The 21,501-nt window shown below is 72.5% G+C and carries 19 protein-coding genes; 10 read left to right on the top strand and 9 right to left on the bottom strand.

From position 1 onward, the window contains the following. The first annotated feature begins 80 nt into the window (after positions 1–80). Positions 81–1,259 (top strand): hypothetical protein, encoded by a 1,179-nt coding sequence (locus ITJ55_RS05835; protein WP_194594460.1) that lies wholly within the window; start codon positions 81–83, stop codon positions 1,257–1,259. Between the two features lie 118 nt (positions 1,260–1,377). Beyond that, positions 1,378–2,655, top strand: coding sequence for an FAD-binding protein (locus ITJ55_RS16465; protein ID WP_194594461.1), 1,278 nt, complete (start codon positions 1,378–1,380; stop codon positions 2,653–2,655). Positions 2,656–2,830: 175 nt separating this feature from the next. On the opposite strand, the gene ITJ55_RS05845 is transcribed toward ITJ55_RS16465, so the two are convergent. From ITJ55_RS05845 to ITJ55_RS05855, 3 genes are all read right to left on the bottom strand, one after another. Further along, positions 2,831–3,499 carry a histidine phosphatase family protein gene (locus ITJ55_RS05845; RefSeq protein ID WP_194594462.1) on the bottom strand — a complete coding sequence of 223 codons (669 nt, stop codon included), beginning with the start codon at positions 3,497–3,499 and terminating at the stop codon, positions 2,831–2,833. A gap of 164 nt (positions 3,500–3,663) precedes the next feature. Next, a complete protein-coding gene (locus tag ITJ55_RS05850) occupies positions 3,664–4,383 on the bottom strand; it encodes a nucleoside/nucleotide kinase family protein (RefSeq protein ID WP_194594463.1) in 720 nt (239 codons plus the stop codon). Further along, complete coding sequence (locus ITJ55_RS05855) at positions 4,380–5,114, bottom strand: DedA family protein (RefSeq protein ID WP_370544035.1); 735 nt, start codon at positions 5,112–5,114, stop codon at positions 4,380–4,382. The genes ITJ55_RS05850 and ITJ55_RS05855 overlap by 4 nt, the downstream gene beginning before the upstream one ends. 164 nt (positions 5,115–5,278) lie before the next feature. Here ITJ55_RS05855 and ITJ55_RS05860 point away from each other — a divergent pair, with 164 nt between their 5' ends. The 5 genes from ITJ55_RS05860 (at position 5,279) to ITJ55_RS05880 (ending at position 11,172) form a co-directional block, all read left to right on the top strand. Then, the gene (locus ITJ55_RS05860; RefSeq protein ID WP_194594465.1) at positions 5,279–6,241 is read left to right on the top strand and encodes an ABC transporter ATP-binding protein; all 963 of its coding nucleotides are present in this window, start codon (positions 5,279–5,281) and stop codon (positions 6,239–6,241) included. Beyond that, positions 6,238–7,116 (top strand): ABC transporter permease subunit, encoded by an 879-nt coding sequence (locus ITJ55_RS05865; RefSeq protein ID WP_194594466.1) that lies wholly within the window; start codon positions 6,238–6,240, stop codon positions 7,114–7,116. The genes ITJ55_RS05860 and ITJ55_RS05865 overlap by 4 nt, the downstream gene beginning before the upstream one ends. Positions 7,117–7,244: 128 nt before the next feature. Then, positions 7,245–8,762, top strand: coding sequence for a DHA2 family efflux MFS transporter permease subunit (locus ITJ55_RS05870; protein WP_194594767.1), 1,518 nt, complete (start codon positions 7,245–7,247; stop codon positions 8,760–8,762). A gap of 51 nt (positions 8,763–8,813) precedes the next feature. Beyond that, positions 8,814–9,014: a hypothetical protein gene (locus ITJ55_RS05875; RefSeq protein WP_194594467.1), complete on the top strand. Its 201-nt coding sequence runs from the start codon at positions 8,814–8,816 to the stop codon at positions 9,012–9,014. Positions 9,015–9,759: 745 nt separating this feature from the next. Further along, complete coding sequence (locus ITJ55_RS05880; protein WP_194594468.1) at positions 9,760–11,172, top strand: MFS transporter; 1,413 nt, start codon at positions 9,760–9,762, stop codon at positions 11,170–11,172. 55 nt (positions 11,173–11,227) lie between these two features. Here the strand turns inward: ITJ55_RS05880 and ITJ55_RS05885 are convergent, their stop codons facing one another. Continuing rightward, on the bottom strand, positions 11,228–12,199 hold the full coding sequence (locus tag ITJ55_RS05885; protein ID WP_194594469.1) for a glycyl-tRNA synthetase: 972 nt from the start codon (positions 12,197–12,199) through the stop codon (positions 11,228–11,230). Between the two features lie 385 nt (positions 12,200–12,584). Continuing rightward, positions 12,585–13,316 (bottom strand): NAD(P)H-hydrate epimerase, encoded by a 732-nt coding sequence (locus ITJ55_RS05890; protein ID WP_194594470.1) that lies wholly within the window; start codon positions 13,314–13,316, stop codon positions 12,585–12,587. Positions 13,317–13,893: 577 nt separating this feature from the next. On the opposite strand from ITJ55_RS05890, the gene ITJ55_RS05895 reads away from it, so the two are divergent. Beyond that, positions 13,894–14,691 carry an alpha/beta fold hydrolase gene (locus ITJ55_RS05895; protein ID WP_194594471.1) on the top strand — a complete coding sequence of 266 codons (798 nt, stop codon included), beginning with the start codon at positions 13,894–13,896 and terminating at the stop codon, positions 14,689–14,691. A 255-nt stretch (positions 14,692–14,946) separates the two neighbouring features. After that, complete coding sequence (locus ITJ55_RS05900) at positions 14,947–16,485, top strand: FAD-dependent oxidoreductase (RefSeq protein ID WP_194594472.1); 1,539 nt, start codon at positions 14,947–14,949, stop codon at positions 16,483–16,485. Here the strand turns inward: ITJ55_RS05900 and ITJ55_RS05905 are convergent. Beyond that, on the bottom strand, positions 16,416–17,180 hold the full coding sequence (locus ITJ55_RS05905; protein WP_194594473.1) for a Pr6Pr family membrane protein: 765 nt from the start codon (positions 17,178–17,180) through the stop codon (positions 16,416–16,418). The two genes, ITJ55_RS05900 and ITJ55_RS05905, sit on opposite strands and share 70 nt — an antisense overlap. A gap of 176 nt (positions 17,181–17,356) precedes the next feature. Continuing rightward, positions 17,357–18,196, bottom strand: a complete 840-nt coding sequence (locus ITJ55_RS05910) for an aldo/keto reductase (RefSeq protein WP_194594474.1) — start codon at positions 18,194–18,196, stop codon at positions 17,357–17,359. 332 nt (positions 18,197–18,528) lie between these two features. Between ITJ55_RS05910 and ITJ55_RS05915 the strand changes: the two genes are divergently transcribed. After that, on the top strand, positions 18,529–18,807 hold the full coding sequence (locus ITJ55_RS05915) for a hypothetical protein (protein WP_194594475.1): 279 nt from the start codon (positions 18,529–18,531) through the stop codon (positions 18,805–18,807). A 165-nt stretch (positions 18,808–18,972) separates the two neighbouring features. Here ITJ55_RS05915 and ITJ55_RS05920 read toward each other — a convergent pair whose 3' ends face one another. Together ITJ55_RS05920 and ITJ55_RS05925 are read right to left on the bottom strand one after the other, a co-directional pair. After that, positions 18,973–19,665 carry an endonuclease/exonuclease/phosphatase family protein gene (locus ITJ55_RS05920; RefSeq protein WP_370544036.1) on the bottom strand — a complete coding sequence of 231 codons (693 nt, stop codon included), beginning with the start codon at positions 19,663–19,665 and terminating at the stop codon, positions 18,973–18,975. A 111-nt stretch (positions 19,666–19,776) separates the two neighbouring features. Continuing rightward, entirely contained in the window at positions 19,777–21,471 is a 1,695-nt protein-coding gene (locus tag ITJ55_RS05925; protein ID WP_194594476.1) for an Ig-like domain-containing protein, read from the bottom strand. Positions 21,472–21,501: the final 30 nt, after the last annotated feature.

Below are 21,501 nucleotides of genomic sequence, written 5' to 3' on the forward strand. Positions count from 1 at the left end.
ACATCGGGGCGATGGTTTCTGTTGCATAATGCAACTGTACGACCGACCGGGCAACGGGGCCCCCGACCACGAGGAGCACCGTGACGACCACCGACCTGACCCTGCACCGACCCGACGACCGGGCACGACCCGATTCCGACGGGCACACCGACGACGGGGCGCGACGCGACGACGCGCTGCGCGCCGACCCGCGCCTCCACCGCGGGCACCTGCACGCCGGCCCGTCGGCCGTCCGACGACCGCGCGTCGACGCCGCGGCCTGGCGCTCGCTGGCGCTGCACGTGCTGATCCCGCTCTTCCTCGCGACCGGCATGGCCCTGGCCTACCTCGGGGCCTTCGGCCAGCCGACCCCCCACCACGTGCCCGTCGCCGTCGTGGGCACCTCGGCACAGAGCGAGGTCTTCGCCCAACAGCTCAACGACGCCGACCCCGACGCTCTCGACGTCCGCACGGTGGCCGACGCGTCCGCCGCCCGCGCCCTCATCACCAGCCGCGAGATCTCAGGAGCGTTCGAGGTGGGGGCGACCGACGCGACGCTGTACGTCTCGTCCGCGGCCTCCGACACGACCGCGAGCGTGCTGCAGAAGGTCTTCGGCCCGGTGGCCTACCAGCTCGGCCTGCCGCTGAAGGTCGACGACGTCGCGCCGAGTGGAGACGGCGACCCGACGGGCCAGGGCCTGTTCTTCCTGCTCGTCGCCCTGAGCGTCGGCGCCTACGCGAGCGCGGCGGCCATCTCGGCGGCGAGCGCCCGGCTGGGTCTCGGCTCGCGCCTCCTCGCCGGGGTCGCGACGGCCGCCGTCATCGCGGCCGTCGGCACGATCGTCGTCGGCCCCGTCTACGGGATCGTCACGAGGGGGCTGTGGGCCCTCGCGCTCGTCAGCTGGCTGTACGTCACGGCGATCGTCGTGATCGGCATCGGCCTGCACCCGCTGCTGCGGCACTGGACGACGCCGGCGCTGACGATGCTCTTCGTCATGCTCAACTTCACCAGTTCGGGCGGCGTCTTCTCGTCGCAGCTCGTGCCGCCCTTCTTCGGTGCGCTCGGCGCCTTCTGGAACGGCTCGGCCTGGCTCCACGCGACCCAGTCGATCGTGTACTTCCCCGGGCAGGGCTGGGGTCGGGCCGGCCTGACGCTCGCCCTCTGGCTGGCCGTGGGGCTGGGCCTCGCCGGGCTCACGCACCTCTGGAGCGTGCGCCGCACCCGCCTGGCGAACGAGCGCGTCACCGTCCGCGAGGACGAGGAGGGCATCGCGGCCTGACGCGACGCGGGCCGACCACCCGAGGAGGCGCGGCGAGCGGTGATCGCGCACCGCGCCTCCTCGGGCGGTGCCGCCGGTGGAGCCCGGCCCGGGCCGGAGCTCGTGCGAGACTCGGACGGTGACGACGACGCACGAGACCCTCCGGCCGCCCCGAGGCGACGAACGCAACTGGGCCGACAGCTTCAGCTACGGCGCGACCGGGGTCGTGACGCCGACGTCCGTCGACGAGCTGCGCGAACTCGTCGCCGGGGCGCCGCGCATCCGGGCGCTCGGCACGCGCCACTCGTTCAGCGACGTCGCCGACGGGCCCGGTCTGCTGGTCTCGACCACGGCCCTGCCCGCCGACCCGGTGATCTCCGACGACGGCCGCAGCGTCACGGTGGGGGCAGGCACGAACTACGCCGCCGTCGCCCGGCACCTCGACCGGCACGGACTCGCCCTGCTCAACATGGGGTCGCTGCCGCACATCTCGGTAGGCGGCGCGATCGCGACCGGCACGCACGGCTCGGGGCTCGGCCTCGGCAGCCTAGCGAGCGCCGTCTCGGCCCTCGAGATCGTCGGGGCCGACGGGTCGCTGCGGACCGTCCGCCGCGGGCAGCCGGGGTTCGACGGCAGCGTCGTGGCGCTCGGTGCCCTCGGCGTCGTCGTGCGGGTGACCCTCGACGTGCAGCCCGGGTTCCGCATGCGGCAGGACACCTACGTCGACCTGCCCTGGACGAGCGTCGACGACCACCTGCTCGACGTCTTCGGCGCGGGCTACAGCGTCAGCTTCTTCCACGAGTTCGACCACCGCATCCGCGAGGTGCTGGTGAAGTCGCGCGTGCCCGACGGCCTCGCCGACGTCTCGATGCCCCGCGACCTCTGGGGCGCCCGCCCGGCCCCCGTCGACGAGCACGCCGAGGTCACCGGCACGAAGTCGACGCCGATGGACGGCAGCGTCGGCTCGTGGGCCGACCGGTTGCCGCACTTCCGCATCGACGCGACGCCGTCGGTGGGCTCCGAGCTGCAGAGCGAGCACTTCGTCGCCCTCGAGGACGGCACGGCCGCCCTCCGCGCCGTGCAGCGGCTCGGCGACGCGCTGCGCCCGCACCTGCACACCTGCGAGACCCGCACGGTCGCGGGCGACCCCCTCTGGCTGAGCCCGACGCCGCGCGACAGCCTCGCCATCGCCTTCACCTGGAAGAAGCACCCCGCCGAGGTCGCCGCCTTGATCCCCCGCGTCGAGGAGGCGCTGGCCCCGTTCACCCCGCGGGCCCACTGGGGCAAGTTGTCGGCCCTGCCCCCGGCGGCGATCCGGGCGGCCTACCCCCGCCTCGACGACTTCGCCGCGCTCGTGCACGAGGTCGACCCCGGCGGCAAGTTCTCGGGCCCGGCGCTCGAGCGCCTGCTCGGGTAGCCGGGCGCGCGGTCACCCCACCGCAGGCGCGCGGGCACCCAGCCGCGGGCGCGCTCGGTCACCCCGCCGCGGCCGCGCTCACCCAGCCGCGGGCGCGCTCGGTCACCCCGCCGCGGCCGCGCTCACCCAGCCGCCGGCGCGCTCGGGACGACCCCGAGCCGACGCCGAGCCGAGCTCAGTACGACTCGCCCGTGGGGTCGGGAGCGTCGAGGTCGAGCAGCTCGGTGCCGCCGACGGGCAGCCCCTGCCAGGTGCGCAGGCGCCAGCCACGCTCGAGGGTGCCCTCAAGCGTGACGACCCCGGTGTTCTCGAGCAGGTGCCGACGGATGAACTCGTCGTCGGCGTTGACCGCCCTCGACCCGACCCAGGCGCGGATCGCGGCACCGTGACTGACGGCCGCGACCGTCTCGTGCCCGTCGCGCTCGCCCGCGGCGATCAGTTCGGCGAGGGCCGTGTCGTACCGCGCGAGGAACTCGTGCCCGTCTTCGGACCCGGGCACCCGGGCGTCGAGGTCGCCCGCCGCCCACGAGACGACACAGCCGACGTAGGTCGTCACCGCCGCGGTGTCGCTGCGGCCCTCGAGGTCGCCCGCCCGCACCTCGCGCAGCCCGTCGAACACCGTCGGGGTGAGCCCCCGGGCCCCGGCGAGGGGCGCGGCCGTGAGGTGGGTGCGGACCAGCGTGCTGACGGCGAGGGCGCCGATCGTCTCGTCGGCGAGCGCGTCGGGCAGTGCCTCGGCCTGGCGTCGCCCGAGGTCGGTGAGCCCGACACCGGGGGCGACGGTGCCGAGCTTGCCCTCGACGTTGTCGGGGGTCTGACCGTGGCGGATCAACAACAGGCGCATGATCGTCCACCCTACGGTGGGCCTCCGACACCGCCGGCCGAGGGCGGACCCGACCCGCGCCTCCTTCGCCCCGGCACGCCTCCCGACCGGGACGAGGAGGCGCGGTGTCGACGGGCGGTCAGGCGTCAGGCGGTCAGGCGGTCAGGCGGTCAGGCGACGGGCGATCAGGCGTCGGGCCAGAGGCGGCCCGCGTCCACGACGGCGTCGGCGCGACCCCGGGTGGCGCGGACGAGCCGGGCGTTGGCCTCGTCCGGGCCGGCGGCCCAGGCCTCGGCCGCCTCGGGCGTCATGCCGAACCGGACGTGCCGGGCGACCAGCCACCGGCGTCGCAGCCCGGCCGGGGTGTCGACGAACCACACCTCGTCGAACGCCGACCGCACGGCGGGCCACGGTGCGAGCTCGGCCAGCAGGTAGTTGCCCTCGCTGACCACGACCTCGACGCGCGGGTCGACCTCGACGGCTCCGCCGATCGACTCCTCGACCCCGCGCACGTACTCGGGCGCCCAGACCGTCGACCTGCTCGTGCGCAGCCGGTGCAGCAATGCCAGGTAGCCCTCGGCGTCGAACGTGTCGATCGCTCCCTTGCGGTCGAGGCGGCCGAGCCGGGCCAGCGTCGCTCCCGCCAGGTGGAAGCCGTCCATCGGCACGACCACGGCGCGCACCCCGACGCGCGTGAGCCCCTCGACGACGGCCGCGGCGGCCGTGCTCTTGCCGCCGCCGGGCTCGCCGGCGACGCCGATCAGGGTGCGGACGGGCGTCGGGGCGGCCGTCGTCGGGGACGTGAGGTCGGCCGGGGTGCCGAGCCGCGCCTCCTGGGCCCTCGCGTGGACCGCGAGCGCGCGGGCGACGAGGTCGTCGACCGAGCCGAGCGGCGTCGCCGTCACTCGGCGCGGCCGGCCGAGCCGGGCAGGGTGCCCGGGTCGTCGCCGACGTCGGCGGTGCGCAGCTCGGTCAGGGCGGCCTCGCGACGCGACCGACGCCACGCCAGCAGGGCGTGCAGGGCGATCGGGACGACCGACAGCACGACGAGCACGACGGCGAGCACGTCGATGTGGTCGCGGATGAACGGGATGCCGCCGAGCAGCGAGCCGAGCACCGTCATGCCCACGGCCCAGAGGAACGCACCGGTGACGTTGAAGAGCAAGAACTTGGGGTAGCGGTAGCCCGCCGTGCCGGCCGCCAGGGGCACGTAGGTGCGGACGATCGGCACGAAGCGGCCCAGGATCAGGCTCGTGCCGCCGTACTTGGCGAAGAACGCCTCGGCGCGTTCGAGGTAGGCGGTCTTCAAGATGCGGGCGTCGTCGGTGAACAGGCGGCGGCCGAAGCGGTGGCCGAGGAAGTAGCCGACCTGGTCGCCCAAGACCGCGGCGACGAAGGCGCAGAGCGCGATCACCCAGACCTGCAGGCCCAGCGCCTCGTGCAGCACGCCCGCCGTGAAGAGCAGGGAGTCGCCCGGCAAGAAGGGGAACAGCACGCCCGACTCGACGAACACCATCAGCGAGATGCCGGCGAGCGCCCACGGCCCGAGGGCGGGCAGCAACTCGTCCGGGTTGAACAGGACGAACCCCCCGCCGGTGGAGGCGGGCAGGGCGGCGAGCAGGGCGTCGGCGATCACGAGGGACGACCCTAACGGGTCGACCCCGGGGCGAGGCGTCCGCCGAGCGGACCATGCCGTCATCCGCCGGTCTCGGCCGGGCGGGGGATGCCCCGGGGCAGGTCACGCCCCTAGCCTGGGGCGATGCGGACACCCCTCAGCATGCCGACGACAGGACGCACGCGATGATCGAAGCCCGGAACCTCACCAAGATCTACGGAGACAAGCGCGCGCTCGACGACGCCACCTTCACGGTCCGACCCGGCCTGGTCACCGGGTTCCTCGGCCCGAACGGCGCCGGCAAGTCGACCACCATGCGCATGATCGTCGGCCTCGACCGCCCCACCAGCGGCAGCGTCACCGTCAACGGCAAGCGCTTCGCCGACCACGCGGCCCCGCTGCACGAGGTCGGCGTCCTGCTCGACGCCAAGGCCGTGCACACCGGCCGCAGCGCGCACGACCACCTGCTGGCCATGGGCGCCACGCACGGCATCGGCAAGAAGCGCGTGGCCGAGGTCATCGCCCTGACCGGACTCGAGTCGGTGGCGAAGAAACGGGTCGGCGGCTTCTCGCTCGGCATGGGGCAACGCCTCGGCATCGCCGCAGCGTTGCTCGGCGACCCGGCGACCGTGATCCTCGACGAGCCCGTCAACGGCCTCGACCCCGAGGGCGTCGTCTGGGTGCGCACCCTCGCCCGCTTCCTCGCGAGCGAGGGCCGGACGGTGTTCCTCTCGTCGCACCTCATGAGCGAGATGGCGCAGACCGCCGACCACCTGATCGTGCTCGGGCGGGGCAAGGTGCTCGCCGACTCCCCCGTCGCGGACGTCATCGCGCAGGCCTCGGGCGACGCGGTCCGCGTGCGCAGCCCGCACGCCGACCACCTCGTGTCGCTGCTGCAGGGCCCCGACGTCGCCGTGACGGCCGTCGAGCCCGGCGTGGTCGAGCTGCGGGGCGTCAGCGCCGAACGAGTCGGCGACGTCGCCGCCTCGTCGGGCGTCGTGCTGCACGAACTCACCCCCCTCGTCCGCTCGCTCGAAGACGCGTACATGACCCTCACCCAAGACGCCGTCGAGTACCACGCAGGAGGCGCGGCGCGAGGCAGCCACGTCGCCCCCGACGCGCAGACCCCCCAGGGAGCGACCCGATGACCGCCACGACCCCCACCCGTCACCGCGACCGGCCTGCCCGCCCGACCACGAAGCTCACCTTCGGCGGCGTGCTGCGCAGCGAGGTCATCAAGCTGCGCACGCTGCGCTCGACCTGGTGGTGCCTGTCGATCATGGTCGTCGTCATCGTCGGCTTCGGTGCCCTGTTCGCCCTGAGCGCGGGCCTGTTCCAGGCCGGCCAGGCCACCACCGAGCAACAGCAGCAGATCGTCGCGCAGTCCGTCTCGGTCGGCGTGGTCTTCGGCCAGCTCGTCGCGTCGATCCTGGGCGTCCTGGTGATCACGGGCGAATTCGGCACGGGCATGATCCGGTCGACGTTCTCGACGGTGCCCAAGCGCGTGCCCGCGGTCGTCGCCAAACTCGTGGTCATCACGCTGACGCTCTTCGTGCTGTCGCTGGTCGCCCTCGTCGTGACGCTGCTCATCAACAGCGCGATCCTGCCGTCCAACGACATCACGGTCGACTTCGGCGACGGCGCCCTCTGGCGCAGCGTTCTCGGCGCGGCGGCGTCCATCGCCTTCACCGGCATGATCGCCTTCTCGCTCGGTGCCATCATCCGCAACGGCGCCGGGGCGATCGCCGCCGCGGTCGGCCTGGTCTTCGTGCTGCCGATCATCATGCAGATCTTCACGGCGTTCGTCGACGCCGCCTGGGTCTCCACGGTGGCCGAGATCATCCCGCCGAACGCCGCCGCCCGCCTCTACGACTACGTCGTCGCCGGCCAGTCGGCCACGACGCTGCCGAGCCCGGACGGAGCCCTCGTCCTCGAACCGTGGAGCGCCCTGCTCGTGCTGGTCGGCTGGGTCGTCGTGCTCTTCGGGCTCGCGCTCGCGCTCGTGAAGCGACGCGACGTCTGACCGACCCGCACCGCGCCTCCTCGGGGTGACGGCGAGGCGATCGTGACGGATCGGGAAGAACCGGACCGTCTCGTACGTTCAGCCGCACAGGCACACCCGCCGTCACCTCCGAGGAGCCCCACTTGAGCATCGACCCCTCTCCCCCGACGACCGTCGGCGACAGCCGCGCCGGCGACACCGCGACGGCTGGCGCCACGTCGGCGGGCGCCGACGGCGATCAGGCCGCGACCGCCGCCCGCAACAAGCTCGTCATCGGGCTGCTGCTCGTCTCGGCGTTCGTCGTCATCCTCAACGAGACGATCATGGGCGTCGCGCTGCCGAGCCTGACGCGCGACCTCGGCATCACCGTCACGGCCGGCCAGTGGCTGACCACGGGCTTCATGCTCACCATGGCCGTGGTGATCCCTATCACGGGCTTCCTGCTGCAGCGTTTCAACACCCGGCCGGTGTTCATCACGGCCATGAGCCTGTTCAGCCTCGGCACGGCCATCTCGGCCGTCGCCCCCGGCTTCGGCGTGCTGCTGCTCGGCCGCGTCGTCCAAGCCTCGGGCACGGCCATCATGATGCCGCTGCTCATGACGACCGTCCTCACACTGGTGCCGCCGGCGACCCGAGGCCGCACGATGGGCAACATCTCGATCGTCATCTCGGTCGCGCCGGCCATCGGCCCCACGATCTCGGGCGTCATCCTGAGCGTGCTCGAGTGGCGCTTCATGTTCATCCTCGTGCTGCCGATCGCCCTGGCCGCCCTCGCCCTCGGCGCCGCCCGCGTCAAGAACGTCACCACGCCGAAGAAGGTGCCGCTCGACGTCACCTCGGTGATCCTGTCGGCCTTCGCCTTCGGCGGCATCGTCTTCGGGCTCAGCTCGATCGGCGAAGGAGCCGAGGCCGCGGTCCCCGCCTGGGTGCCCCTCGCCGTCGGCGTCGTCGCGTTGGTCGCCTTCGTGCTGCGCCAGCGGGCGCTGCAACGTCGCGACCGGGCGCTGCTCGACCTGCGCACCTTCCGCTCGCGCACCTTCACCATCTCGGCTTCGGTGCTCGGCGTCGGCATGATCGCGCTCTTCGGCACGCTGATCGTGCTGCCGATCTACCTGCAGAACGTCCACGGCCTCGACCCGCTCGCCACCGGCCTGCTGCTGCTGCCCGGTGGTCTCGTGCAGGGGCTGCTCTCGCCCGTCGTGGGCCGACTGTTCGACCGCTACGGCCCGACCGTCCTGCTCGTCCCCGGCACGATGCTCGTCAGCGCGGTGCTCTGGTTCATGTCGACCGTGTCCGAGTCCACGCCGATCCCGATGGTGCTGGCAGCCCACGTCGCCCTGAGCATCGGGCTGGCGTTCATGTTCACGCCGCTGTTCACCTCGGGCCTCGGCTCGCTGCCCTCGAACCTCTACTCGCACGGCAGCGCGATCGTCGGCACCGTCCAGCAGCTCGCCGGAGCCGCCGGCACCGCCGTGTTCGTCACCGTGATGACCCTCGCCGCCACTGCCGCCGCCAGCCAGTCGGGCGCCGGAGCCGCCGCGACCGGGGCGGGCGTGCGCGCGGCCTTCCTCGTCGGGGCGATCATCTCGGTGTTCGCCGTGGTCGGGTCGTTCTTCGTCCGGCGCCCGCCGGTCGTCGACGGAGCCGAGCCGGTCGTCGCCCACTAGCACGCCGCGCCCGGCCTCAGCGGACGCGGTCAGTGCGGGCGGGCACGCGCGGTGCGGCTGCTGCGCGCAGTGTGGGCGAGCGCCGTGCTGGCGCCCGCCGTGCGGCGGCGCGCCGTACTGGCGCCCGCAGTGCGGCCGCGCGCCGTGCGGCTGCGGTTCGGGGTGCTCGCGGTGCGGGCGCCGCTGCTGCGCACGGTGCGCGTGCGCGCGCACGCAGTGCTGACGCCCGCAGTGCTGACTCCCTACTACTGAGGCCCGCAGTGCTGACGCCCGCAGTGCTGGCGGTCGCAGTGCTGACGCCCGCAGTGCTGACGCCCGCAGTGCTGACGCCCGCAGTGCGGCCGCGGTTCGGGGTGCGCGCAGTACGGGCGCGAGCGGTTCGCGTGCGCGCGTTGCGGGCGCGCCGCCGTCTGCCTCCTACCTCCTGCCTCCTACCTCCTGCCTCCTGCCTCCTGCCTCCTGCCAGCTCACTCGCCTTTCTCGCCGCGCCCAGACGACCCGCCGGTGACCCGAACGCCCCCGTGCGCCGCTGAGCAACCGAGCGGGCGAAGGCCGAGCACCGTCGCCAACTCCTGGCTCGTGACGCGCGCCAGCTCGAGGTCGGCGTCTTCTCGGCCGGGTCCCCTCACGGTTCCTGCGTTCCCGACGTGCACGGCCACGGAGACGTCCCACCGGTGGGCCGCCACCTTCGTGGACACCAGTTGCTCGGTCCGCCGCCAGGTGCGGGTAAATCCTGACCGGTGACCAGGCGCGCCTCGGTGCTGCCCGCGTCTCCGCCCGTGTTCGGTCAGCGATCCTGCGTTGCCGACCTGCACCTCCTCGCAGCGATCGATCTGTCGGTCCGGATCTGGACGCGGACACGGCCGCCGGGCACGAGTAGCGTCCGGGCACGTGCAGAACGTGCACAGTTGCAGACCACGCACCACCGGGAGGCCGACCCATGACCAGCACACCCGCGACCTCTTCAGGAGGCACCAGAAGCCTGGTGCCGGCCCGAATGGATCGCCTGCCGTGGACGAGGTTCCACTGGTCGATCGTCGTCGGCCTGGGATTCTCGTGGGTGCTCGACGGGCTCGAGATCCAGATCGTGGCCTCGGCAGGGTTCCAGGCCGACCTCGGGCTCACCGCCGCGGAGGTCGGCCTGCTCGGGACGATCTACCTCGTCGGTCAGGTGTTCGGCGCATTGATCTTCGGACGGATGGCCGACAGCCTGGGTCGCAAGAAGTTGTTCATCCTGACGCTCGCGATCTACCTCGTGGCGAGCGCGATCGCCGGCCTGTCGCCGAACTTCGTCTTCTTGGCCGTGTTCCGTTTCTTCGCCGGTGCGGGGATCGGTGGTGAGTACGCCGCCATCAACTCGGCGATCGACGAGCTCATCCCCTCGAAGTACCGGGGCCGCGTCGACATCGCCATCAACGGGACCTACTGGGGCGGGGCAGCCCTGGGAGCGACCGCGAACATCTTCCTGCTGAACCCCGACCTGTTCGCCGAGAACGTCGGCTGGCGCATCGGGTTCTTCATCGGGCCGGTGCTCGGGCTGGCGATCATCTACCTGCGGCGGCACATCCCCGAGAGCCCTCGGTGGTTGATGACCCACGGTCGCGAGAAGGAGGCGGAGGCGACCGTCGACGAGATCGAGGCTCGCGTCGAACGCGACAAGGGCACCGACCACCTCTCACCGGTGTCGGACGACCAGGCGATCGAGGTGGTGGCCGCCGGACGGATCGGCTTCGGGACCATCGTCCGGACCCTGGTCCGGGACTACCCGAAGCGGACCTTCGTCGGCGCTGCGATGATGATCACGCAGTCGTTCCTCTACAACGCGATCTTCTTCACGTATGCGCTCGTGCTCCAGAACTTCTACGGCACGAGTCCCAGCAGCACGCAGTACTTCTTCTTGATCTTCGCCGTGGGCAACCTGCTCGGGCCGCTCGTGCTCGGCCCCTTGTTCGACAGCTGGGGTCGGCGTCAGATGATCTTCCTGACCTACGCCGTCTCGGCTGCCGTGTTGGCCGTGTCCGCCATCCTCTTCCAGGCCGATGTGCTCAACGCTGCGACCCAGACCGCCTTCTGGAGCGTCTCGTTCTTCTTCGCCTCGGCCGGGGCGTCTTCGGCCTACCTGACGGTCAGCGAGATCTTCCCGCTCGAGTTGCGCAGTCAGGTGATCGGGTACTTCTTCGCTCTCGGCCAGATCGTCGGGGCCGTAGCGCCCAGCCTGTACGGAGCACTGATCGGTGACGGGAGCGACCGAGGGCCGCTGACCGGTGGCTACTTCCTCGGAGCCGGGGTCATGCTGGTCGGCGGTGTCATCGCCCTCCTCTTCGGCGTCGACGCGGCACGCAAGTCGCTCGAGACCATCACCACGCCCCTCTCGGTGGTGCCACCGTCGGGGCAGTCCCCCCGGGCCTGACCCGCGGCGGGCGGGGGTACGGGCATAGATCCCGCCCGTCCGCCCGCCCATCAGATCAGGACGTCGCCGCCTGTAGCCCCCGTTCGAGACCGACACCGTGGCGGGGTACGGCGAGACGCCAGCGTCTGCGCCCTCGGGGCCCCAGCACCCGCGGCAATGAGGCGTCGCCGATGTGTGCTGCCGGCCTCGCACCACCCGCCATGTGGATCAGGGCCTCGACGGCGTCGACGGTCGCCTGCCATCTGTCGCGCACCATCTGCGCACTCGCCCGGAAGGGGACTCGACCGCTCCGCGCGATGTCCGAATCCTTCGACCGGTCCTGATCGAAGCGATCGGCGTGGTGGGCCCGACCGTCGGTCTCGAGGCCGACGATCCCGTCGACCACCATGTCCATGATTTTGTTCGTTCCCTCGATGGGGACTTGACGCACCACGTGGTGCCCGGCTCGCCTGAGTCGTGTGCCGGCGGCGCTCTCGAGGATGCTCTCCGCGCCTCCTTCGCTCCAGGCCACGAGCCCGGCGGCGTCGGCACGCAGGCGGGCCAGCACCTCGGCCGCGTCGTCGTCGTCCGAGACGATGCCCGCCTCGCGCGCCCAGTCGACGAGCACCACGGCGTCCTCGAACGAGTCCGCCTCGACGACCGCCCTCGCCAGCGCGTCACGGGGGTCCACCGCCCACGTCGAGCCACGACCGCTCAGGTCGACGGAATCCCACACGACCCGCACGCCGCGGCGGCGCCGGAGACGCGAGGCCGTCTCGGGAACCGACACGGTGAGGGGTGGCCGGCGCCACGACCAGGCCCCGAGCAGGTGGAGCGCCGACGCGCCCGTGAGCCGGCCGCCGACAGCCACCGCGACGAAGCGGGGGTCGCTCTTCGGCCAGGTCGAGTACCACCCCCGTCGGGGCCTGCTCACGCTGCGCGACCGGACGGCGGCGGTGAGATGACGGTCGGTGGCCCCGTGCGCGACCAGGTCGCGTTTGTGGAGCAGCCCCCCGGCGGACGTGACGAGTTCGGCGATCGTGGCCATGGGACCGAGAGTGGCCGAGACGTGGCCGACGTCCGGCTCGTGGCGCACACCCTGTGGAGGACGCTCCCTGATCCAGTGTCGGGGAGGAGGCCTTCGCGAGCCAGTCGCGACGTCGGCGCCGACACGACGCGCTGACCGTCGGCAACTCCTCATCGGTGCTCGGTCACGGCCCTCCACCCGGTGGACGGCGGGCTGACTTCGCTCGGCGGGCAGGAATCGCCCGTGCGGGCGCCTGCAGGTCGGCACCTCCTGTCCCGTGACATCGGAGGGCGGGCCAAGAAGCCGGTTGCGGTGGGGGCGACGACACGCGACAGGAGTTGCCACCGAAAGCCGCGGGTCGATCGGAGGGGTCGACTCACGACGGGTGTGCAGATGCAGGGGGTGGTCAGGGAGCGGAGAACGCCGGGGGAAGGCGCGCCAGCTCGGCACCGATGCCGATGTCGACGAGCACGAGACGCCCCGCCAGTCGCGACGCCGGGGCGACGAGCAACCCGACCTTGTACCCGCCGAACGTCACGGTGACGTCCGCAGCCAGCACGGCGAGTGGATCGGGCACGGTTCCGTCGTCCACCCCGATGCCGCTCGGCACGTCGACGGCGACCACCACGGCCGAAGCCCCGCCAGCCCCCCTTCCGGCACCGGCACCGAGCATCGCCTGGACCACCCGCAGGGCATCCCCTCGCAGACCGGGCCCGCGAGATCCCGTCCCGACGAGGCCGTCGAGCACGACGTCGTACCCGGCCAGCCGCTCCGAGACCCCAGCGGGGCCGAACCAGGACTCGTCGTCGTCCACGACGGCCCCAGCCTCGAGCGCGGCGGCCAGCGCCTCCTCGTGGACACGTGAGCCGGCGGGCACCACGGTCACGGCGCCCCCGGTCGGCACGAGCTCGCGGGCGAGCGACTCCCCCGCGAAGAGGGCGTCCGCCCCGTTGTTCCCGCTGCCCACGAGCAGCAGCACGCGCGCAGGGCGACCACCCCGACGAACCGAGGAGGCGCGCAGCACCTCTCGGACGACGGTCGCCAGCCCGTCGGCGGCCCGCTGCATCAGGGGTTCTCCCGCGTCGAGGTGCGGACGTTCGGCCTCGCGGACCTGCGCGGCCGTCCATGCGTCGATCATGACCCGAGCCTGCTCCGATCACCCGCCAGCCGGCCGGGCCTGCCTCGCACCGTCCACTCCCGGCCCAACCGAGCTCTTGCCCGGCGCGCGGCCTCGTGCCGGGTCCGGGATCGGTCGACGCGGCACGCAGGGTCGGCAAGTCCTCCGCCGTGACGCGGCCGGGGACGAGGGGACGGGTCGCACGCGTCGCTCGCGGCACAACGGAGGAGTTGCCGACCCTTGATTGCTGCCGAGCAGGGCGGGACGGGCGGGGGCGTGACGGGAGGAGGGGGTGAGGCGGGCAGGCAGGACGGGACGAGAGGCCGGGCTCGCAGGCTCGCAGGCTCGCAGGCGCACGGGCGCGCAGAAGCGCGTGCTCGCGGGCTCGCAGGCGCACAGGCGGACGGGCTCGCAGGCGCACGGGCGCACGGGCGCACGGGCGCACAGGAGCGCGTGCTCGCGGGCGCACAGGCGCACAGGCGCACAGGCGGACGGGCTCGCGGACACACGAGCAAGACGAGCAGAACGCGCAGAACGTGCGCAGCGAGCACTACGACCACAACCCTCGTGCACCGCCGGGCACTGCCAGACTGGCCGGATGCGTGCGAGCACCCCCAACCCCGTCGACGGCACCGAGATCGCCTACGAGGTCGACGGCGACGGTCCGCCCCTGGTGCTGGTGCACGGCTCGGGCCTGTCGCGGGGCACCTGGCGCGGTCTCGGCTACCTGCGTGACCTGCAGCGCGACTTCACGGTGGTCGCGCTCGACATGCGCGGGCACGGCAAGAGCGGCAAGCCCCACGACCCTGCGGCCTACGACATGGACCTCCACCGCGGCGACGTCGCGGCGGTCCTCGACGCCACCGGGCTCGATCCGGCGCACTACGTCGGCTACTCGTTCGGCGCGCGGATCGGCCTCTCCCTGGCCGCGAACGAGCCCGAGCGCCTCCGCACCCTGACCACGATCGGTGGCAGCTGGGCTCCGATGAACGGCAACATCGGGGCGACCTTCACGCCCGACTGGCACGATGCCCTGACGAGCGGCGGCATGGCCCGCTTCGTCGACCGCTGGGGTCAGACGATCGGCCGACCCATCGACCCCGAGACGCGTCTCGCCTTCATGCAGGACGACCCCGCCGCCCTGGCCGCCTTCTTCACCGCCGCCGAGACGGGTGGCGGCCTGACCGTGGCCCAGCTCGACTCGGTCGAGGTCCCGACCCTGTTGCTCGCGGGCACGCGCGACGTCGACCGGCACCGCGAGTCGCAAGAGGCCGCGCGTCGCATGCCCGCCGCCGTCTTCTACTCGCTCGTCGGCCAGGACCACGCGTCGTCGCTCCTGCCCGTCGACCAGGTGACCGACCTCCTCCGCACGTTCCTCGAGACCGTCGACGCCTGACGCCGGTCGGCGCGACCGGGCGGTGCGACCGACGACCGCGAGAACCTCCAGGAGGCGCAGCGAGCGAACGCGGGAGGCCCCCAGGAGGCGCGACCCGCCACCTCGGGAGCCCCCAGGGAGGCGCGACCCGCCACCGCGGGAGCCCCCAGGGAGGCGCGACCCGCCACCGCAGCGAGCCCCCGACTCACGGCCGTCGACCGCGTCACCGGTCCGTCGCGAGCGGACGCCCGCCCCGGCTGCGAGAATGGGCGCACCATGGGCATCAGTCGGCGAGCGTTCTTGACGGGTTCGGTCTCGGGGGCCGCGATCCTCGTGCTGTCCGCGTGCACAACGGACGTGCCCGTGCCGACCGGCAGCGCCACGCCGACCGGCAGCGCCCCGCCGACCGGCAGCACGCCGACGCCGACGACGACCCCGTCCGCCGCCCCGACGGGCACGGTGACCCCCGCCGCCTTCCGTCGCAGTTCGTGGAGCGACGACCCCTACGCGCTCGGCGCCACGAGCCACCTGACGCCCGGCACGACCGACGCCGACCGGCGTCTGCTCGGCACCCCGATCGACGACCGACTGTTCTTCGCCGGCGAGGCCGTGGCCGCGTCGATGGGTGGCACGGTCTACGGGGCCCGCCAGTCGGGCTTCGACGTCGCGGCCCAGGTCGCCGAGGTCGCCGCGACCGATGAGCGCATCGCCGTCATCGGCGCCGGCATCGCCGGGGCGACGGCCGCGCGCTCCCTGGTCGAGCGAGGCTACGACGTCGTCGTCGTCGAGGCCAGGGGGCGGGTCGGCGGTCGGGTGCACAGCGTCCACGACGACGACTGGCCCTACCCGCTCGAGCTCGGCGTCGGTCTGCTCGAAGGCTCCGGGGCGGTCGCCCTCGAGGCCGCCCTCGCCCTCGCCCGGGTCCGCACCCGCCCCCTCGACGAGACCCTCGAGGTCCGCACCTCCGACGGCACGGTCGACTCGCTCGGCGACGCCGCCGACCGGCTCGACCGGGCGGCGTCCTGGGCGTCCGCGCGAGCCGGGTCGAGCGACGCCGACGTCGGCACGAGCGTCACGGCCGCCCTCGCCGGGTCGGGTGCCGACCAGGTCTCGACCTCTCCGGGCCCCGACGGCGTCTCGGACGCCGACCGGCTCGCCCTCGTGCTCGACGACCTGCTGCCCGCCCGCTGGGGTGCCGCAGCCGACGACCTCTCGGCCGCCGTCCTGGGCGACGACCCCTCGGCCGACCTGCTGCCCACGGGCGCGACCCTCGTCACGGGCGGTCTGTCCGGCTTCGTGGCGGGTCTGCTCGACGGGCTCGACGTGCTCCGTGACAGCAACGTCGTGCGGCTGCAGTACGGCGACCAGGGCGTGGGGCTGCGCTTCGCCACGGGCGAGTCACTCTCGGTCGACCGCGCCGTGTCGACCATCCCGCTCGGTGTGCTGAAGTCCGGGGTCCCCGAGTTCTCCCCCGAACTGCCGTCGACCCACGCCGACGCGATCGAGGCCCTCGGCGTCGGCACCCGCGAGGTGCTCTGGCTGCGCTTCGACGAGGCCTTCTGGTCGACGCAGGCGACCGTCTGGGCCGTGCTCGACGACGACGCGCCCTACCGGCTGTTCGTCAACCTCATGCCGGCCACGGGCGCTCCGGTGCTGCTCGCCCTGACGGGTGGCGAGGCCGCGTCCACGGTCGCCGACCTCGACGACGACGACGCCGTGGCGGCCGCGATGCGGAGCCTCGCGCCCTACCTCGACCTCGTGGCCGAGGGGTCGCCCGCGCCCACCGACGAGCCGCCGGCCGACCCGACCGCCTGACCCGCGCCTCCTCGTCCCACGACCGCAGGAGGCGCGGTGCCCGTCGACGACGACGACCCGCCGCCCAGCCGCCCCCTGGCGTGCGGCCGCACATGGCTGAGGGCGACGAGCGCGACGACCACCCCGACGATCGTGCCCAGGGCGATGCCGTTGTAGAGGACGAACTCGCCCGGCCAGGTCACCTGGGCCGGGTCGAGGAAGAAGTACGGGTACCAGCCGACGTCGGCCCCGCGGACGATCGTGTAGACCCCCCACACCAGCGGGAACACCAGGACGACCGACACGACCCGCCAGCGCACCCGGGGACGGTCGGGCCCGAGCACCCAGTCCACGAGCACGAACGTCGGGATCACGAAGTGCAGCACCTGGCTCGACCAGGGCACCTCGATGCGGTAGTCGTGACTCGCCGACTCGGCCACGATGATGCCGAACACGATGCCCGACACGATCACGTAGGTGCTCACCAGGGCGTGCACGGCGGCGAACCACCCGGGCTCCGGCCGACCGACGAGCAGCAGCACCCCGGCGATCGCGAGCACGACCACGTTGGCCATGTTGCTCTGCTGCGTGAAGTAGCTGAAGTAGTTGATCGAGCTGAAGGTGCTGAACCCGAGGACGTAGACGAAGTCCGCGACGAGGGCGACGACGCCGACGGCGGCCACGAGCAGGCGCAGGACGCCGACGATCCGTCGCACCGTGTCACGCCCTCCGGGTCTGGTCGTGGTCTGGGGAGACGTCGATCGTACTAGCCCCCACCGGAGGCCCCGACGTGACGAGGCCGGGCGGGCACGTCGTGACGACGTGCCGGCCCGGCCTCGGTGCTCACTGCTCGGCGCGGCCGTGACGCACGGCACCGTCGCCGATCAGGGGATCAGCTGGGGATGTAGTTGAACTCGTCCGGGTTCGGGCCGGTGCGCTCGTCCTTGTTCAGGCCGGTGATCGCGGACACGTCGGCGTCGGTCAGCTCGAAGTCGAACAGGTCGAAGTTCTCCTCGACGCGCGACCGCGTGACCGACTTCGGGAAGACGATGTCGCCCCGCTGGATGTGCCAGCGCAGCGTCACCTGGGCGGTCGTCTTGCCGACGCGCTCGGCGATCTCGGTGATCGTCTCGTCCTTCAGCACGCCGCCCTGGGCGATGGGCGACCAGGCCTCGGTGTGGATGCCCTTCGAGACGCCGAACTCGCGCAGGGCGTCCTGCGTGAGGTACGGGTGCACCTCGATCTGGTTGACGACCGGCACGACCGAACCCTCGTCGAGGATGCGCTCGAGGTGGACCTGCTGGAAGTTCGAGACGCCGATCGACTTGGCGCGACCGCTGGCGTGGATCTCTTCCATGGCCTTCCAGGTCTCGACGTAGTCGACGTCGATGCCGGGCAGCGGCCAGTGGATGAGGAAGAGGTCGACGTAGTCCTGCTTGAGGGCGTCGAGCGTGCCGTCGAAGGCCTTCAGCGCGTCGTCACGCTTGTGGAAGCCGTTGTTGAGCTTCGAGGTGACGAAGATGTCGGCACGGTCGATGCCGCTCTCGGCGATGGCCTCGCCGACGCCCGCCTCGTTGCCGTACATCTCGGCGGTGTCGATGTGGCGGTAGCCGACCTCGAAGGCCGTCAGCGTGGCGTCCTTCGTCTCGGCCGGGTCGACCTGGTAGACGCCGAACCCGAGCTGGGGGATCTGGATTCCGTTGTTCAGGGTGATGGTGGGGATCGTGGTCATGTGTAGAGCCAACCACCGACCACCGTCGAGCCTTCCGAGAAAGCACTGGTGCACGTACCCCGGGCGTGTTACAGTCATGAGTCGCTTGGGCCTCTCTTCTCACAGGGTCCCCGTGCGGTGACGACCGAGTCCACACCGGTCCACCGCCCGAAAAGCCTCGCGAGACGACCTCGCCGGATGCGCACGACGACCACCGATCGTCGTTGCCCTACTTCTCCGGCCGCCGTCATCGCGGGCCCGACCACCGCCGTCAGGCGGACCACGACCGCCCTTCCGGCGGGTCGTCCCACGGATTCTGTCGCAGCACAGAGCACACATCGAAATCGAGCATCATGAACGACACCATCAGCATCACCGGCACGGTCGCGACCGCGCCCACCCTGACCACCGCCCGTCTCGTCGAGTTCGTCGTCGTCGACGACCACGGCACCGAGTTCGCCGTCCGCGCCTGGCGCGACGACGTCACGGCCGCGGTCCGCCCCGGCGCGACGGTCACCGTCCACGGCGCCGCCGGCTGGGTCATCCCCGGCCGCAGCTGGCGTCACGAGCCGAGCCGCACCATCGTGCAGGCCTCGTCGGTCGAGACGCGCGAACTCGCCCTCGCCGCCTAGGTCGCCCCGGCGCCCGAGGCGCGACGACCCGAGGAGGCGCGGTGAGGCTGTCGGCCGCACCGCGCCTCCTGCGGTCCCCGCCCACACGACCACGGGCCCGGCCACCGAGAGGTGACCGGGCCCGTCGTCGTCCCCGCAGGCCGGAGCCCGGCGCGGGGCGGGGGCTCAGAGGCCCTGGGCGCGCACCAGGATCGGACGGTGGTCGCTGACGCCGGCCGGCAACGTGACGACGTCCTCGATCTTGAGGTCGTAGCTGGTCGCGAAGTCGAAGTGGCCCTTGACGTACTTGTAGCCGAGGTAGGTCGGGGTCGAGCTGCGGGTGAGCACGAAGCCGTCGCGCTCGATGTGCCTCCGCAGACCGCCGTGGAACCACGGGTAGTTGAAGTCGCCCACCATCAGCATCGGCACGCCCGGCGCGAGCGCACGCATCAGGCGGTGGGCCGACTCGACCTGCTTCTTGCGCAGGGCGTTGGTGGCCGTCAGCGGGGCGGCGTGGAACGAGCCGATCAGGACGTCCCGCCCGCTCTGCCGGTCGGCCAGGTGCATGGCGAGCAGACGCTCGTGCGCCGGCGACATGACCCGGTCGTGCATCGACTTCTTGAGCGCGTAGACGTTCGTGCCCAGCAGTTCGAAGCGCGTACGCCGGTAGTAGGCCGCGAGCCCCAGCCGGTTGTTCTGCGTCGACGCCGCGAGGGCGAAATCGCCGAACTCGTCGGGGATGTCTTTCGTGTCGGCCTCTTGCAGACACAGCACGTCGGCGTCGTTGTCCTCGGCGAGCGATCGGATCTCGCCCTTGGCGGTGTGCTCGCGCAGGTTGTAGCTGACGACGCGCATGGTGTGTCCGTTGTGTTCATCCACGAGTAGCGAACCTAGTCCACGAGTGTTTCGAGCATGTGCAGGTTGGACGAACGGGGGGTGCCGGGCGCCGCGGACGTCACGTCCGCCGCACCCGGCACCCCCGGTCGCGTGCTACGCGTCGCTGTTCGAGCGGTCGGTGCCGGCCGCCGCGGCGGCGCGGGCCGCCCGACGACGGGTGCCGATGACGAGCGCGGCTCCGAGCAGGGTGAGCAGCGCGGCCAGGCCGACCGGGCCGGCCAGCTCGGCGCCGGTGAAGGCGAGGCCGGTCGTGGTGCCCCGGGGCGTGGTCGCGACCGGCGTGGTCGGGCCTGCCGCGGGGGCGGCGACGGCGGCCGGCGTGGTCGGCGAGGCCGACGGCGTCGTGGGCGTGCTCGCGGCCGCAGGGACCCGGGCGAACCAGTCGTTCGAAGCCGTCACGGCCTGACCGGACTCGATGCCGCGCGCCGTGACGGTGCCGACGTCGTGGTGGTCGACGTCGCCGGCCTGCACTCCGGAGAGCGCCGCCGTGCAGTCGAACGAGGCACCGACCGCGAACGGTCCGGCCCACGTCACACCCGTCGCCGGGCCGCCGAGGGGCGAGAAGTCGCAGCTGAGGTCGGTCACGGTGCCGTTGGCGACGACCGCGTCCGAGACGGTGACGTCTGCGAGCGGGTCGGCACCGGTGTTGGTCACCTGGTAGGCGAGCGAGGCGGTGCCGTCGGTGCCGAGGAGGACAGCGGTCTCAGCGGTGTCGGCCGCGTTGCCGGCGTCGTCGTCCTTGGTGATGGTGACGGCGGGGGCGGGCACGACCCCGCTGCCCTCTCCCCCGGCGGACGCCTGGGTCTTGGACGAGCTGACCGAACCGGTGGTGGTGACGCCGCCGACGACCGTCGACACCGTCGCGAGGTTGGTGAAGGTCTGGGGGGGCGTCGCCGTGCCGGTCGGCGCGGGCAGGCTGACGGCGATGCTGACGCGGTCCTGGACGTTCTCGACCTGGGGACCCCAGTTCACGGTGAAGCCGGCGGCCGAGCACGTGAACGACGTGGGCGTGACGGTGAGGGGGGCGGCGAAGCTGCCGTCGGCCTTGACGCGGATCGAGTCGAAGACGATGGTGTCGCAGTCGTAGCTCCAGGCCTGACCCGCCGGGACGGCGTCGCTGGTCGTCGCCGACTCGAAGGCACCCAACGGGGTGAGCACGTGCCAGGTGAGGAAGCGCGAGGCCGTGGAGCGCCCCTGGTCGGCCCCGGTGTAGGTGCCGTACTTGGTGGGTACGTCGAGACCGCGAAGCGTTCCGGTCGGCGTGACCACGGTGGTGAAGCTGCGGCCGTCGTTGGTGGTCGACGTGAACGGCGTGGGCACCCCCGACGGCGTGGTCCGCGACTCGAAGTCCGAGGTCACGAAGGCCTCGCCGCTCACGTCGAGGTGGTCCTCGGCGTAGGCGGTCATCGTGAACGTCACGACGTAGGGGCGGGTGCCGACGACCGTGGCCTCCGCCACGACCGCGTTGGTCGCGGGATCGCGGAGCGCGAAGTCGGTCGGCAGGTTCTTCAGGTGCTCGCTCAGCGTGAGCGTGAAGGTGTCGCCCTCCATCGTGCTGTCCGGCACCTGCCACGCGAGCGCCGTGGTGAGCTGGGTCCCCTGCTTGGGAGTCGTCGGGGTGACGGTCACGTTCGTGATCGCGCCGTCGATCTCCCTGGCCTGGGCGGAGGTCGCCGGCCCGGTGAGGGCGGCGGTTCCGGCCAGGGCCAACACGGCGAGCAGGGTGGCGGACAGGCGCAGGGCCCTCCGCCCGCGACGGGGAGTCCCCGCGAGGGTGAGCGAGTGCATGGTGGTGCCTTTTTCGGGTAGAGCGGACGC

The organism is Frigoribacterium sp. VKM Ac-1396 (assembly GCF_015350895.1).
GTDB lineage: Bacteria > Actinomycetota > Actinomycetes > Actinomycetales > Microbacteriaceae > Frigoribacterium.

Excerpts from the sequence above, each read along its gene's own strand:
- ITJ55_RS05845 (WP_194594462.1), bottom strand. The coding sequence starts at position 3,499 with ATGCGCCTGTTGTTGATCCGCCACGGTCAGACCCCCGACAACGTCGAG.
- ITJ55_RS05860 (WP_194594465.1), top strand. The coding sequence starts at position 5,279 with ATGATCGAAGCCCGGAACCTCACCAAGATCTACGGAGACAAGCGCGCG.
- ITJ55_RS05865 (WP_194594466.1), top strand. The coding sequence starts at position 6,238 with ATGACCGCCACGACCCCCACCCGTCACCGCGACCGGCCTGCCCGCCCG.
- ITJ55_RS05880 (WP_194594468.1), top strand. The coding sequence starts at position 9,760 with ATGGATCGCCTGCCGTGGACGAGGTTCCACTGGTCGATCGTCGTCGGC.
- ITJ55_RS05885 (WP_194594469.1), bottom strand. The coding sequence starts at position 12,199 with ATGGCCACGATCGCCGAACTCGTCACGTCCGCCGGGGGGCTGCTCCAC.
- ITJ55_RS05890 (WP_194594470.1), bottom strand. The coding sequence starts at position 13,316 with ATGATCGACGCATGGACGGCCGCGCAGGTCCGCGAGGCCGAACGTCCG.
- ITJ55_RS05895 (WP_194594471.1), top strand. The coding sequence starts at position 13,894 with ATGCGTGCGAGCACCCCCAACCCCGTCGACGGCACCGAGATCGCCTAC.
- ITJ55_RS05900 (WP_194594472.1), top strand. The coding sequence starts at position 14,947 with ATGGGCATCAGTCGGCGAGCGTTCTTGACGGGTTCGGTCTCGGGGGCC.
- ITJ55_RS05910 (WP_194594474.1), bottom strand. The coding sequence starts at position 18,196 with ATGACCACGATCCCCACCATCACCCTGAACAACGGAATCCAGATCCCC.
- ITJ55_RS05915 (WP_194594475.1), top strand. The coding sequence starts at position 18,529 with ATGAACGACACCATCAGCATCACCGGCACGGTCGCGACCGCGCCCACC.
- ITJ55_RS05925 (WP_194594476.1), bottom strand. The coding sequence starts at position 21,471 with ATGCACTCGCTCACCCTCGCGGGGACTCCCCGTCGCGGGCGGAGGGCC.